This is a genomic window from Cytobacillus depressus (assembly GCF_008923245.1).
Classification (GTDB): Bacteria; Bacillota; Bacilli; order Bacillales; family Cytobacillaceae; genus Cytobacillus; species Cytobacillus depressus.
On record NZ_WBOS01000002.1, the window covers coordinates 492,599 to 506,203 of the forward strand.

Genomic DNA, 13,605 nt, shown 5'->3' on the forward strand with positions numbered 1-13,605 from the left:
TTCTTATTACATATTTTTCAGTCACTTCATTAGAACTCTTCACGATTAAAGCCTAGGGAGGCAATATAGATGAAAATACTTCAATCTGTCGTGGTCAAACAAGTTCTTACGGAAACGAGTAAAAGTGAACTTTTAAATAAATATCATAGAAGTAAGCTCCTGTTGCAAAAAGAGTGTGATCAGCTTCGATTCGAAATGAAAAAACAAGAGCGAGCAAAAAAACTCCCACAAGCAAGCGTAAAGAAGCATTATGAAAAAGAAATTCAAAGCCGTAAGGAAAAAATAAAGCTTATCGATTTTCAAATTGAACAATTACATATACTACCGCTAGGAAGCGAGCTAAAAGAAAAAGAAGTAAATGCAATCGTTGAAATTGAAATAGGCGACCGCTGGGATGATATTCAAAACGGGAGAACAATTATCATAAAGGATGGAATTGTAGAGGATATAAGGTAGAGGTGAAGAAATTTGGAAAAATGGTTTAATGTAGGAAAAATCGTCAATACCCACGGAATTAGAGGGGAAGTAAGAATTATTTCAAAGACTGACTTTGCAGATAAACGATATAAGTCCGGAAATAAATTATTTTTATTTATGCCTCAATCAAATACACCTATTGAATTAACAGTAAAATCACATCGAACACATAAAAATTTCGATTTAGTTACCTTCGAAGGTCATGATAATATTAATCAAGTTGAAAACATGAAGGGCGGAATATTAAAAGTGTCTGAAAGTCAGCTTGGCGCCTTAGAAGAAGATGAGTATTATTACCATGAAATTATCGGCTGTACGGTAACTACTTTAGCAGGTGAGGAAATTGGCGAAATTCGTGAAATTCTTTCGCCTGGGGCAAATGACGTATGGGTAATAAAGGGAAATGGCAGCAAGGAAATATTAATCCCATATATTGAAGATGTCGTGAAAGAAGTAAATATTAAAGACAAGCTCATTAAGATTGACCCGATTGAAGGTCTATTATCATGATGAAAATTGATATACTTACACTCTTTCCTGATATGTTCTCAGGAGTATTTGGCCAATCGATTTTAAAAAAAGCGGCTGAAAATCAGGCAGTTGAATATAATGTCGTTAACTTCAGAGATTATGCTGACAATAAGCATCAAACGGTAGATGATTATCCATATGGCGGAGGCGCTGGAATGGTCCTAAAGCCACAGCCGATTTTTGATGCAGTTGCAGATTTGCGTGAAAAGGGACAAACGTCACCAAGAGTGATCCTCCTTTGTCCACAAGGCGAAAGATACACGCAGAAAAAAGCTGAAGAGCTAGCTAAATTAGATCATCTGATTTTTGTGTGCGGACATTATGAAGGGTATGATGAAAGGATTCGAGAGCATGTTGTAACCGACGAAATTTCGATCGGCGACTTTGTCTTAACGGGAGGAGAGCTTGGAGCTATGGTAGTTGTCGATAGTGTAGTCCGACTTCTCCCAGGTGTGCTTGGCAGTGAGGAATCTCACCTGAGGGATTCATTTAGTACAGGGCTTCTTGAGCATCCTCATTATACACGGCCGGCAGATTTCAGGGGAATGAAAGTGCCAGATGTTCTTATTTCCGGCAATCATAAGTTAATTGATGAATGGAGAACGAAAGAGTCTTTAAGAAGAACATTTTTACGCAGACCTGACTTATTCGACCATATCCAATTAACAGATATGCAGAAAAAATGGCTCGAAGAAATAAAAAATGATCAGAAATAGCATTGAAGTTATACTTTAATTATGATAAAATACTTTTTGTGACTTAGGCTGGACTTATTCAGTTTTTGTCTTATAAAGATGTTCCGCTGCAATGGAAAGACTAGATGTGCATGAGCATCTGTTGGAAGGAGTTGAAAACGATGCATAAATTAATCGAAGAAATCACACAAGAACAACTTCGTACGGATGTTCCTGCGTTCCGTCCTGGTGATACTGTACGTGTACACGTAAGTATTGTTGAGGGTACTCGTGAGCGTATTCAGGTTTACGAAGGAGTCGTGATTAAGCGTCGTGGTGGTGGAATCAGCGAAACTTTTACAGTTCGTAAGATTTCTTACGGTGTAGGCGTAGAGCGTACATTCCCTGTTCACACACCAAAGATTGCGAAGCTTGAAGTTCTTCGCCGCGGTAAAGTACGCCGTGCGAAACTTTACTACCTACGTAACCTACGTGGTAAAAAAGCTCGTATTAAAGAAATTCGATAATCAGTGTAAAAGAAAGGAGCTTGTGATCACAAGCTCCTTTTTCTTACTACATAAATAAGCGTTCTCCACATTTGCACTAATACTACATAAAATTATAATAACTTCTTTCTTTCGTTTAATAATATTACATAAATGTTAAATAATAAAATTATAATTAGATTTTATCTATAAAGAAGGATATGAAATTTTGTACAATAAAAAAGCGGATGGAAAAATGTTCTTCAAATGAACAGACTTTGACTTTTTACTTAAGATTGGTGGGGAAATTTATGACGAAGAAGAAAAATGAATTATGGGAATGGTCTAAAGCTTTAGTGATTGCCGTTTTGCTGGCAGCAGTAATACGCTATTTTCTATTTGCGCCTATTGTTGTAGACGGCTTATCAATGATGCCCACACTGCATGACCAAGATCGGATGATCGTAAATAAATTCAGCTATAAAATTGGCAAGCCTGAACGATTTGATATAATAGTATTCCATGCTCCAGAGAATAAAGATTACATAAAGAGAGTAATCGGTCTACCTGGGGATCGAATTGAATACAAGGATGATATCCTTTACGTGAATGGGAAAGCATATGATGAACCATATTTAGATCAATATAAGCAACAAATTATTGATGGTCCGCTTACAGAACCGTTTACTCTTAAAGAAAAGATCGGCCAGGATACTGTACCTGAAGGTCATCTTTTCGTTATGGGTGATAACCGGAGATACAGTAAAGATAGCCGTCATATCGGAGCAGTGCCGTTGGAGAAAGTGCTAGGCAGCACAGGTATTATTTATTGGCCAATCGAAGACATCCGGATCGTAAAATAGAATTTTAACTTTATTCAGCCGATCCCGGCTAAATTTAAAGTTAAAGACTCCGGCGAGCCTTTCGACTTTTTAGAGGAATTTATCGAGCGAGCTCAGGTAAATCTGGGCGCAGATACGCAGAGGCGTATCTGATAATATAAGAAGGAATTGAGTATCAATGACAATCCAATGGTTTCCAGGGCATATGGCAAAAGCCCGAAGAGAAGTAACAGAAAAGCTTAAGCTAGTCGATATTATATTTGAACTAGTCGATGCAAGAATCCCTTATTCTTCACGCAATCCAATGATTGACGAAATTATTCAGCATAAGCCGAGAATTATCCTTTTAAATAAAGCGGATATGACTGATAAGGAAGTAACAAAACAATGGATTAAATATTTTCAAGACCACAAAATGAAAGCCATTGCTATTAATTCGCAAGCAGGACAAGGCATGAAAGAAATCGTAGCAGCTGCGCAAGAGATTTTGAAAGAGAAGTTTGACAGAATGAGGGCGAGAGGTGTGAAGCCTCGTGCTATTCGTGCGATGATTGTCGGCATCCCAAATGCAGGGAAGTCTACGTTAATCAATCGACTAGCTAAAAAGAATATCGCCAAAACGGGCAATACGCCTGGGGTGACAAAAGCCCAGCAATGGATAAAAGTTGGGAAAGAACTAGAACTCCTTGATACGCCAGGTATTCTATGGCCAAAATTTGAAGATCAAGAGGTCGGCTTAAAGCTGGCTCTTACAGGGGCAATTAAAGACACAATTTTAAATCTACAGGATATTGCAATTTATGCTCTTAAGTTTTTTGAGGAAAATTACCCAGAGAGAATGAAGGATCGTTATAAGCTTGAATTCATTCCCGAAGATATTGTGGAATTGTTTAATAAAATTGGCAAATTGCGTGGCTGCTTAATGGGTGGCGGAGAAATTGACTATGATAAAGTGACAGAGCTTGTGATTAGGGAATTTCGTTCAGAAAAATGGGGGCCAATCTCACTTGAACGTCCACAAGATTTGTTAATAGACACAACTATCGAAGATTAATATCAAATAAAGACACTAATTGCCCTCCTTTTAAGAGGGCTTTAGTTTTTTCTCGAGAAGCCGATATGAACACTATAGATACTAGGGGAGTACACCATGGAAAAACTAAAAATACGGGAAATTGAGGAACGATTGGCAAATGAAACCGACCGGAACAGTGATTTTATTAAATCATTGCCCAATGATGAGCGAAAAGGTGTTCAGCTTCTTTTAAAAAAGTGGCATAGCAAGTTAGACCTTGAAGAAAAAGCATATGAAAAACATATCGAAATGACATTTTTTGAAGAAAAATATCGCTCAGAAGGTTTTAAATTGATTGCAGGTGTAGATGAGGTTGGTAGAGGTCCGTTAGCTGGGCCTGTTGTAGCTGCTGCTGTCATATTGCCTTCAGATTTTTATTTGCCGGGACTGGATGATTCGAAAAAACTATCAGTTCAAAAACGTGATGAATATTATGACGTGATTATCAACAAAGCATTAGCCTACAATATTGGTATCATTGAAGTTAAAGAAATTGATCAGATAAATATTTATGAAGCAGCTAAAAAAGCAATGCTGACAGCGATCAATGGTTTGAAGATGAATCCTGATTACCTTCTAATTGATGCGGTCGCACTCAACACGCCATATCCCCAGGAATCAATTATTAAGGGGGATGCAAGAAGTGTGTCAATTGCTGCTGCTTCGATCGTAGCAAAAGTGACCCGTGACCGGATGATGATCGCTTTAGGAGAACAATACCCGGCATATGGATTTTGTAAAAATATGGGGTATGGGACGAAAGAGCATTTATCAGCCATTCAAGTAAGTGGCATTACTCCTCATCATCGAAAAAGCTTTGCCCCTGTGAAGGAATATATTGCTAAGTAAGAAGGTGATGATTTGCAGCCTCTGAACATCATTCAAGCCTTATTAAAGCAAGAAAGTTTAATAGACAATTTAGCCTTGGCATTAAAGCCGGGGCAAATCATTAGCGGAAAAGTGATAAAGCATTTTCCAAATAATAATGCCGAAGTTTTAATCGGGTCTAATAAAATGATTGCCCGTATTGAAACACCATTATCTGTGAATCAACGTTACTGGTTTCAAGTTCAGCCGGGTGAAGGCCAAGTGCATTTAAAGCTGTTAGATACAAAGGGACCCCAGAATCGTAACGACGGCATGATAGGGTTAGGGAGCCGATCAAATACAAAAAGCCTGTTAAAGGAGCTTTCTCTCCCAGTGTCAAAAGATCATGTTTCATTAATAAAATTTTTGTTGGCAAAACAGCTTCCAATAACGAAAGAGTCTCTGCAATTATCAGTTGAATGGTTAAAAGACAAAACATTAACAGAAGGTCTAAAAGTAATCGAGTTAGCAATGTCGCGGCAATTGCCGCTGACGAAAAATGTGTTGAATGCTTTATATACGATTACAGAGGACGAAGCCTTTTCGGAAATGTTAAGCAAATTGCAGACTCTATTAAAAAATCAACCTGAATCTCATACGGCTAATCGCATAATTAATCTCATTGACGGGCTAAAGTTATTTAAGAGTGTGGATGATTCGGTCGCTGTACAAAATAAGATTTTGGAAGATTCAAGCATAACGAAACATGTAATTAGAAACTTAATTTCAACAATTGGATTTTCGTATGAAAATGAAGCAATTCAATTATTAAATGGTTGGCAAAGTGGAGATGAGAAAAATTCTAATGCTCTTAAACCGCTCTTAATGCGCTTATTAAGTGAAGAACCTTCGAGTCCTATAGAAGAGGCTTCAGAAAGATTATTAAACAAAATAACTGGGTTCCAAGTCCTCTCACAGGAATCGGGTCCGTTACAGCAATTGATTTTTCAAATCCCTTTGTCTTTTTGGAATCGGAATACAGATGTAACAATGCAATGGAGCGGGAAAAGAACGAAAGATGGTAAAATTGATCCGGATTATTGCCGGATTTTATTTTATTTAACTTTAGAGCATTTGAAAGAAACAATCGTTGATTTACATGTCCAAAATCGGGTGATTTCGATTTCCATCATCAACGTTAGAGAAGATTTAAAAAATATGACAAATCAATATGTTCATGAATTAAAGAAAAACTTGAAGAAACTCGATTATCACTTAACATCTGTCCAATTCGAAAAGCCAGCAGTGAAGAATCATTTGGAGGAAGGAAATAATGGGGCTTTGCCAAACCTAAAACCGCCAATTTACTATAATGGGGTCGATTTTCGAATATGAAAAATGAAGGTAAAACTATCCGCAAAGAAGCTGTAGCTTTAACATACGATAAAAACGGTTTGGATGCTCCCTATGTTTCTGCTAAAGGAAAAGGATTAATCGCTGAAAATATACTCGCTAAAGCAAAGGAGCATGATATACCCGTTCAAGAGGATCCAAGCCTTTTAGAGCTATTAGGAAAGCTGAATATAAATGAGCAAATTCCCGAAGAACTTTATGAGGCAGTAGCAGAGGTTTTTGCGTTTATTTATAAGGCTGATCAAGAAGCGGGAAAAATAAATTTTAAATAGCAATAATATTTCTGAATAAAGGTGGACAAGGTTTGTGTCATTATATAAAATGGAATCGCAGTCTACTTTTATGAAAAGCTTTTCGAGGAGGATGGAAATGAATATACATGAGTACCAAGGAAAAGAGGTCCTCAGTCAATATGGGGTATCAGTTCCAAACGGAATAGTTGCTTTTACAGTGGAAGAAGCAGTGGAAGCCGCAAAAAAATTAGGCACAGAAGTTTGTGTAGTTAAGGCACAAATTCATGCAGGGGGGCGCGGTAAAGCTGGCGGTGTAAAAGTCGCGAAAAATTTAGATGAAGTTCGTACATATGCAAGCGAAATTTTAGGTAAAACACTTGTTACCCATCAAACGGGTCCAGAGGGTAAAGAAGTGAAGCGTTTGCTAATTGAAGAAGGCTGTGACATTAAGAAAGAATACTATATTGGTTTAGTTTTAGACCGTGCAACTTCACGTGTCGTTTTAATGGCATCTGAAGAAGGCGGTACTGAAATTGAAGAAGTAGCGGAAAAGACGCCTGAAAAAATCTTTAAAGAAGAAGTTGATCCAGTGATCGGTTTAACAGCTTTCCAAGCTCGCCGTATCGCTTTTAACATTAATATCCCGAAAGAACTTATCGGACAAGCAGTTAAGTTCATGATGGGCCTATATACTGCTTATGTTGAAAAAGACTGCTCTATTGCGGAAATTAATCCGCTAGTTATTACTGGTGACGGAAAAGTTATGGCTCTTGATGCGAAATTAAATTTTGATAGCAATGCGATTTATCGTCAAAAAGATATATTAGAATATCGTGATCTTGATGAAGAGGATCCAAAAGAAATCGAAGCATCCAAATATGATTTAAGCTATATTTCATTAGATGGAAATATTGGCTGTATGGTAAATGGTGCTGGTTTAGCGATGGCTACGATGGACATCGTTAAGCATTATGGCGGAGATCCCGCTAACTTCCTTGATGTTGGCGGCGGTGCTACCGCAGAGAAAGTTACTGAAGCATTTAAAATCATCCTTTCTGATCAAAGCGTAAAAGGTATTTTTGTAAATATCTTCGGCGGAATAATGAAATGTGATGTCATCGCAACAGGTGTAGTAGAGGCTGCAAAGCAAGTTGGATTAAGCGTACCATTAGTCGTTCGTCTAGAAGGTACGAATGTAGAGTTAGGTAAGAAAATTCTTGCTGAATCTGACATTGAAATTATTGCAGCTGAATCTATGGCTGACGGTGCACAAAAAATCGTTTCATTAGTGGGGTAAATATAAAAGTGTGCCGGCCGAAAACGATCATTATATGATCTATAGGCATACGTGAAAACCAGAAAGGGGAATAATCGTGAGTGTATTTATTAATAAAGATACAAAAGTAATTGTTCAAGGGATTACAGGATCAACGGCCCTATTCCATACAAAACAGATGTTAGAATATGGTACAAAAATTGTTGCTGGAACTACTCCTGGTAAAGGCGGAATGGAAGTAGAAGGAGTACCAGTATTTAACACTGTATCTGAAGCGGTTAAGGCAACTGGCGCCAATGCTTCTGTTATTTATGTTCCTGCCCCGTTTGCAGCAGATGCAATTTTAGAGGCAGTTGATGCCGAGTTAGACCTTGTGATTTGTATTACTGAGCATATTCCAGTATTAGATATGGTAAAGGTTAAACGCTTTATGGAAGGTAAGAAAACTCGTCTAGTTGGTCCGAACTGTCCGGGTGTTATTACTCCAGATGAGTGCAAAATTGGTATTATGCCTGGCTATATCCATACAAAAGGCCATGTAGGCGTTGTTTCACGCTCAGGTACGTTAACATATGAAGCAGTTCATCAATTATCACAAGCAGGAATCGGTCAATCTACAGCTGTAGGTATCGGTGGAGACCCTGTGAACGGAACAAACTTTATCGATGTTTTAAAGGCATTTAATGAAGACCCCGAGACTTACGCAGTCATTATGATCGGTGAAATTGGCGGTACAGCAGAAGAAGAAGCTGCTGAATGGGTAAAAGCTAACATGACAAAGCCTGTTGTTGGCTTTATTGGCGGCCGTACAGCACCTCCAGGAAAGCGTATGGGTCATGCGGGCGCAATCATTTCTGGCGGTAAAGGTACAGCTGACGAAAAAATCCGCGTCATGAACGAATGCGGAATCGAAGTAGCTGAGACACCAGCTGTAATGGGTGAAACATTAATTAAGGTCATTAAAGAAAAAGGCCTTTATGAAAAGTGTAAAACTCATTAATAAGAATAGTAGATATTATTTGAATAGACCCCCCTTTTTAGGGGGGCTATTCTGCATGAAAAACTTTTTAGGAGGATTTAAATGGATAATTTTAAGTTGAAATTAACTCTCCTGCATCATTGCAAAGGGATAGGGTGGAAAACAATTTTTAGAATTTTGAAAAACGATCCTGAACTAAAGAAGCTTTACGAACTTAACGCTAATGATTTATCTCTTCGTCAATCAAATACCACGACGTACTCCATTCTCCAAGATCTTCATTCTGAACATATCCACGAGCAAATTCGCCAATACAAATTAAACGGAATTAAAATCATAACTATTTTTGATCAAGAGTATCCAAAATTATTAAAGGAAACGTATCAGCCACCATGGATTCTTTATGCTAAAGGTGACTTGTCATTATTGAATAATCATTTGCATTTGGCTGTTGTTGGGTCTAGGCAGCATACAGAGTATGGCGAAAATGCCATCAATTACTTTTTCCCTCAATTAATCGAAAAAAAAGTAGTTATCGTGAGCGGACTAGCATCAGGAATTGATACAGCAGCACATCAAACAGCGATTCGTTTAGACGGAAAAACAATCGGTGTCATTGCAGGTGGCATTTACCACATTTACCCTCAAATGAACAAAAAACTTGCGATAGAAATGATGAAAAATCATTTAATTATTTCAGAAAATCCCCCGAATACTAGACCTACCAGATGGCAATTTCCAATGAGAAATCGGATTATTAGCGGAATATGCAGAGGAACATTTATTGTACAAGCGAAGAGTAAAAGCGGTTCATTAATTACAGCGAACTATGCTGTCCAAGAAGGAAGGGAAGTTTTTGCGCTCCCAGGAAATATGTTTAGTCCGTATTCGATTGGGCCAAATGAGCTGATCCAGCAAGGAGCAAAACTTGTCAATTCTCCTGATGATATTTTAGAAGAGCTGATATATTAAAATATTATGTATTATTTTGTTAATTTTGTTGTATAATTCTAAAAAACAAATTATTCGAAAAAATAATTATCATAGAAAAAATGAACTATTTTTGTTGAAATTCGTCAAAAGGCTTGAAATTATTTTAGAACTGTTATACATTTTGCAACAGATGTTCGAATTTAAGAATGGAAATTTCCATATTTAAATAATAGATAAAAAATGAAAACGTTTTAAAAGGGTAATTTTATTTGACAAAGAAGAAAGAGATATACAATAATACCTAAATAAAATCCCCTCTCAAGGAGGACTATTGATGTCAGAGTTTTTAGTGATCGTTGAATCGCCAGCAAAGGCGAAGACGATTGAGCGTTATCTTGGAAAAAAATATAAAGTGAAAGCTTCCATGGGGCATGTAAGAGATTTGCCGAAAAGTCAAATGGGTGTTGATATAGAAAACCAATATGAGCCTAAATATATAACGATTCGCGGGAAAGGCCCTGTGCTTAAAGAATTAAAGACTGCCGCAAAAAAGGCAAAGAAAATATATCTCGCAGCTGACCCCGATCGTGAAGGGGAGGCGATTGCTTGGCATTTAGCACATAGCCTCAATATGGATATCACATCTGATTGTAGGGTTGTGTTTAATGAAATTACTAAAGATGCAATTAAAGAGTCTTTTAAACATCCGAGACCGATCAATATGGATCTTGTCGATGCCCAGCAAGCAAGAAGGATGCTTGACCGACTAGTTGGATATAATATAAGCCCATTACTTTGGAAAAAAGTGAAAAAGGGTTTAAGTGCTGGCAGGGTGCAATCAGTAGCCGTTCGGCTTATCATTGATAGGGAAAAAGAGATTAAAGCCTTTGTTCCTGAAGAGTATTGGTCCATTGAAGGCGAGTTCTTAAAAGGAAATAACAGCTTTGAAGCCGCTTTTTATGGTGTTGGGAATGAAAAAGTAGAATTAACCTCAAAAGAAGAGGTAGAGAATATTTTAAGCAAAATGAATGGAAATAAATTTAAAGTAGCCTCTGTTACGAAAAAAGAACGAAGAAGAAATCCGGCGGCCCCGTTTACTACATCATCACTCCAGCAAGAGGCGGCAAGGAAATTAAACTTCCGTGCGAAAAAGACGATGATGCTTGCTCAGCAGCTGTATGAAGGGATTGATTTAGGAAAAGAAGGAACAGTTGGTCTCATTACTTATATGAGAACTGACTCTACCCGTATTTCTGACACGGCAACTGCTGAGGCATCACAATTTATTGCAGATTCATATGGCATCGAATATATCCAAGCGGAAAAAAAGAAAGAAAAAAAGAAAGCTAATACGCAAGATGCCCATGAAGCAATACGTCCAACAAGCGTAATGAAAGAGCCAGCAAGCTTAAAAGAATTTCTATCCAGAGACCAGCTACGGCTTTACAGGCTAATATGGGAGCGCTTTGTTGCTAGTCAGATGGCTTCAGCAATCATGGACACGATGAGCGTTGACTTAAAAAACGGCGATGTTATCTTTAGAGCGACAGGATCAAAAGTGAAATTTCCTGGTTTCATGAAGGTATACGTGGAAGGCACGGACGACGAAACAGATGAAAAAGATAAAATGCTTCCAGATCTTAATGAAGGTGATGAGGTGCTGAAAAAAGATATTGAACCTAAACAGCATTTCACGCAGCCACCTCCAAGATACACTGAAGCCCGCCTCGTTAAAACACTTGAAGAACGGGGAATTGGACGTCCATCTACATTTGCGCCAACATTGGATACGATTCAAAAGCGCGGCTATGTTGCGTTAGATAATAAAAGGTTCGTACCTACTGAGCTTGGAGAAATTGTACTCGAGTTGATACTAGAGTTCTTCCCAGATATTCTGGACGTAGAATTCACTGCGAAGATGGAAAAAGACCTCGACTATATTGAAGAGGGAAAAGTGAATTGGGTACAGATTATCGACAATTTCTACAGTGAATTTGAAAAGCATCTTGAAAAGGCAGAAAAGGAAATGCAAGAAGTAGAAATCAAGGATGAGCCCGCAGGCGAAGATTGTGAACTATGCGGCCATGAAATGGTATTTAAAATGGGCCGGTTTGGCAAGTTTATGGCTTGCAGCAATTTCCCAGATTGCCGGAATACGAAACCGATTGTTAAAGAGATTGGTGTAAAATGTCCAAAGTGTAATGAAGGAAATATAATAGAAAGAAAAAGTAAAAAACGGCGGATTTTTTACGGGTGTGACCGTTTTCCTGAATGTGACTTTATTTCTTGGGATAAGCCATTGCCGAGGAATTGTCCGAAATGTGAAAACCTTCTCATCGAAAAGAAGCTGAAAAAAGGTATCCAAGTACAATGTATCGAGTGTGACTACAAGGAAGAAAAGCAAAGTTAAGGGTGAGCTAACTGCTCACTCTTTTCTAATGGAATAAAGATTTTTATTAAATTTACGATTTTATGAATACTATAATTGCAAATTGATAACGATTAGGTGTAAAGTAATAGAGCTATGTTTTTAGGACGTGGAGGTTTGGAAATGAAAGAATTAACAGTAAATGTAATTGGTGCTGGTTTAGCCGGAAGCGAAGCTGCCTGGCAGCTTGCTAATAGAGGAATAAAGGTCAATTTATATGAAATGCGCCCGGTGAAACAAACACCTGCCCATCATACAGATCAATTCGCTGAACTAGTTTGCAGTAATTCCTTGCGTGCCAATACACTGACAAACGCTGTCGGGGTTTTAAAAGAAGAAATGAGAATATTAAATTCTATTATCATTGAATCTGCCGATGCTTCTGCTGTTCCAGCAGGCGGAGCTTTAGCAGTAGATCGACATGAATTCGCGGCACGTGTTACAGAAAATGTGAAGAATCATCCGAATGTGACTGTAATACATGGAGAGGTAACCGATATTCCTGAAGGACCGACAATCATTGCAACTGGCCCATTAACGAGTGCATCCCTTTCTGCGAAGCTTAAAGAATTATCAGGTGAAGAATATTTATATTTTTACGACGCTGCTGCGCCAATTATTGAGAAAGATTCGATTAATATGGACAAAGTTTATTTAAAGTCACGTTATGATAAAGGGGAAGCGGCCTACTTAAACTGTCCAATGACGGAAGAAGAGTTTAATACATTTTACGAAGCCTTAATTTCAGCAGAAACCGTTCCACTAAAAGAATTCGAAAAAGAAATCTTCTTTGAAGGCTGTATGCCAATTGAAGTGATGGGCACAAGAGGAAAGAAAACAATGCTGTTCGGACCAATGAAGCCAGTTGGTTTAGAGGATCCGAAAACGGGGAAAAGACCGTATGCGGTTGTTCAGCTTAGACAAGATGATGCAGCTGGAACACTCTACAACATTGTTGGTTTTCAGACACATCTGAAATGGGGACCGCAAAAAGAAGTCATTCAATTAATTCCCGGTTTAGAGAATGCAGAAATTGTTCGTTATGGTGTAATGCACCGCAATACATTCATTAATTCACCAAAAGTATTAAAGTCATCATATCAATTCATCAACCGCGATGATTTATTCTTTGCAGGACAAATGACCGGAGTTGAAGGATATGTTGAATCAGCTGCAAGCGGATTAATTGCCGGAATCAATGCCGCTCGCTTAGTGAATGGAGAAGAACTTCTTGAATTTCCTTATGAGACAGTCATCGGAAGTATGGCAAGATATATAACAGCCGCCAATGAAAAGAACTTTCAGCCAATGAATGCCAACTTTGGATTGCTTCCAGATTTGCCTGTAAAAATAAAGGGCAAAAAAGAACGGAATGAGGAACATGCTAATCGTGCATTAGAGACAATTCAGAACTTTGTGAAAAATAAGGGAATTTAATTGCAAGGGCTTCTA

Annotated in this window: 14 protein-coding genes; all 14 read left to right on the plus strand. The window is 38.0% G+C overall.

The window, feature by feature from the left end; translation table 11 throughout:
- Positions 1 to 69 precede the first annotated feature (69 nt).
- The 14 genes from F7731_RS07715 (at position 70) to trmFO (ending at position 13,590) form a co-directional block, all read left to right on the plus strand.
- Positions 70 to 456, plus strand: a complete 387-nt coding sequence (locus F7731_RS07715) for a YlqD family protein (RefSeq protein WP_151534180.1) — start codon at positions 70 to 72, stop codon at positions 454 to 456.
- A gap of 12 nt (positions 457 to 468) precedes the next feature.
- The gene (gene rimM / locus F7731_RS07720; RefSeq protein ID WP_151534181.1) at positions 469 to 987 is read left to right on the plus strand and encodes a ribosome maturation factor RimM; all 519 of its coding nucleotides are present in this window, start codon (positions 469 to 471) and stop codon (positions 985 to 987) included.
- Complete coding sequence (gene trmD / locus F7731_RS07725; RefSeq protein ID WP_151534182.1) at positions 984 to 1,724, plus strand: tRNA (guanosine(37)-N1)-methyltransferase TrmD; 741 nt, start codon at positions 984 to 986, stop codon at positions 1,722 to 1,724. The genes rimM and trmD overlap by 4 nt, the downstream gene beginning before the upstream one ends.
- A 140-nt stretch (positions 1,725 to 1,864) precedes the next feature.
- Positions 1,865 to 2,209: a 50S ribosomal protein L19 gene (gene rplS, locus F7731_RS07730; RefSeq protein WP_151534429.1), complete on the plus strand. Its 345-nt coding sequence runs from the start codon at positions 1,865 to 1,867 to the stop codon at positions 2,207 to 2,209.
- Between the two features lie 269 nt (positions 2,210 to 2,478).
- Entirely contained in the window at positions 2,479 to 3,030 is a 552-nt protein-coding gene (gene lepB, locus F7731_RS07735) for a signal peptidase I (protein WP_151534183.1), read from the plus strand.
- Positions 3,031 to 3,187: 157 nt separating this feature from the next.
- Entirely contained in the window at positions 3,188 to 4,063 is an 876-nt protein-coding gene (gene ylqF / locus F7731_RS07740) for a ribosome biogenesis GTPase YlqF (RefSeq protein WP_151534184.1), read from the plus strand.
- A 96-nt stretch (positions 4,064 to 4,159) separates the two neighbouring features.
- Entirely contained in the window at positions 4,160 to 4,933 is a 774-nt protein-coding gene (locus F7731_RS07745; RefSeq protein WP_151534185.1) for a ribonuclease HII, read from the plus strand.
- Between the two features lie 12 nt (positions 4,934 to 4,945).
- Positions 4,946 to 6,286 carry a hypothetical protein gene (locus F7731_RS07750; protein WP_151534186.1) on the plus strand — a complete coding sequence of 447 codons (1,341 nt, stop codon included), beginning with the start codon at positions 4,946 to 4,948 and terminating at the stop codon, positions 6,284 to 6,286.
- Entirely contained in the window at positions 6,283 to 6,576 is a 294-nt protein-coding gene (locus F7731_RS07755; protein ID WP_151534187.1) for an EscU/YscU/HrcU family type III secretion system export apparatus switch protein, read from the plus strand. Before F7731_RS07750 ends, F7731_RS07755 begins: the two co-directional genes overlap by 4 nt.
- 97 nt (positions 6,577 to 6,673) lie before the next feature.
- Positions 6,674 to 7,834 carry an ADP-forming succinate--CoA ligase subunit beta gene (gene sucC, locus F7731_RS07760; protein WP_151534188.1) on the plus strand — a complete coding sequence of 387 codons (1,161 nt, stop codon included), beginning with the start codon at positions 6,674 to 6,676 and terminating at the stop codon, positions 7,832 to 7,834.
- 76 nt (positions 7,835 to 7,910) lie between these two features.
- Positions 7,911 to 8,813 carry a succinate--CoA ligase subunit alpha gene (sucD, locus tag F7731_RS07765; RefSeq protein WP_151534189.1) on the plus strand — a complete coding sequence of 301 codons (903 nt, stop codon included), beginning with the start codon at positions 7,911 to 7,913 and terminating at the stop codon, positions 8,811 to 8,813.
- Positions 8,814 to 8,894: 81 nt separating this feature from the next.
- Positions 8,895 to 9,764, plus strand: a complete 870-nt coding sequence (gene dprA / locus F7731_RS07770) for a DNA-processing protein DprA (protein WP_151534190.1) — start codon at positions 8,895 to 8,897, stop codon at positions 9,762 to 9,764.
- A 295-nt stretch (positions 9,765 to 10,059) separates the two neighbouring features.
- The gene (gene topA / locus F7731_RS07775) at positions 10,060 to 12,135 is read left to right on the plus strand and encodes a type I DNA topoisomerase (protein ID WP_151534191.1); all 2,076 of its coding nucleotides are present in this window, start codon (positions 10,060 to 10,062) and stop codon (positions 12,133 to 12,135) included.
- 141 nt (positions 12,136 to 12,276) lie between these two features.
- Positions 12,277 to 13,590: an FADH(2)-oxidizing methylenetetrahydrofolate--tRNA-(uracil(54)-C(5))-methyltransferase TrmFO gene (gene trmFO / locus F7731_RS07780; protein WP_151534192.1), complete on the plus strand. Its 1,314-nt coding sequence runs from the start codon at positions 12,277 to 12,279 to the stop codon at positions 13,588 to 13,590.
- Positions 13,591 to 13,605: the final 15 nt, after the last annotated feature.

Coding starts and splice junctions, on each gene's coding strand:
- F7731_RS07715 (WP_151534180.1), top strand. CDS start 70: ATGAAAATACTTCAATCTGTCGTGGTCAAACAAGTTCTTACGGAAACG.
- trmD (WP_151534182.1), top strand. CDS start 984: ATGATGAAAATTGATATACTTACACTCTTTCCTGATATGTTCTCAGGA.
- rplS (WP_151534429.1), top strand. CDS start 1,865: ATGCATAAATTAATCGAAGAAATCACACAAGAACAACTTCGTACGGAT.
- lepB (WP_151534183.1), top strand. CDS start 2,479: ATGACGAAGAAGAAAAATGAATTATGGGAATGGTCTAAAGCTTTAGTG.
- ylqF (WP_151534184.1), top strand. CDS start 3,188: ATGACAATCCAATGGTTTCCAGGGCATATGGCAAAAGCCCGAAGAGAA.
- F7731_RS07745 (WP_151534185.1), top strand. CDS start 4,160: ATGGAAAAACTAAAAATACGGGAAATTGAGGAACGATTGGCAAATGAA.
- F7731_RS07755 (WP_151534187.1), top strand. CDS start 6,283: ATGAAAAATGAAGGTAAAACTATCCGCAAAGAAGCTGTAGCTTTAACA.
- sucC (WP_151534188.1), top strand. CDS start 6,674: ATGAATATACATGAGTACCAAGGAAAAGAGGTCCTCAGTCAATATGGG.
- dprA (WP_151534190.1), top strand. CDS start 8,895: ATGGATAATTTTAAGTTGAAATTAACTCTCCTGCATCATTGCAAAGGG.
- topA (WP_151534191.1), top strand. CDS start 10,060: ATGTCAGAGTTTTTAGTGATCGTTGAATCGCCAGCAAAGGCGAAGACG.
- trmFO (WP_151534192.1), top strand. CDS start 12,277: ATGAAAGAATTAACAGTAAATGTAATTGGTGCTGGTTTAGCCGGAAGC.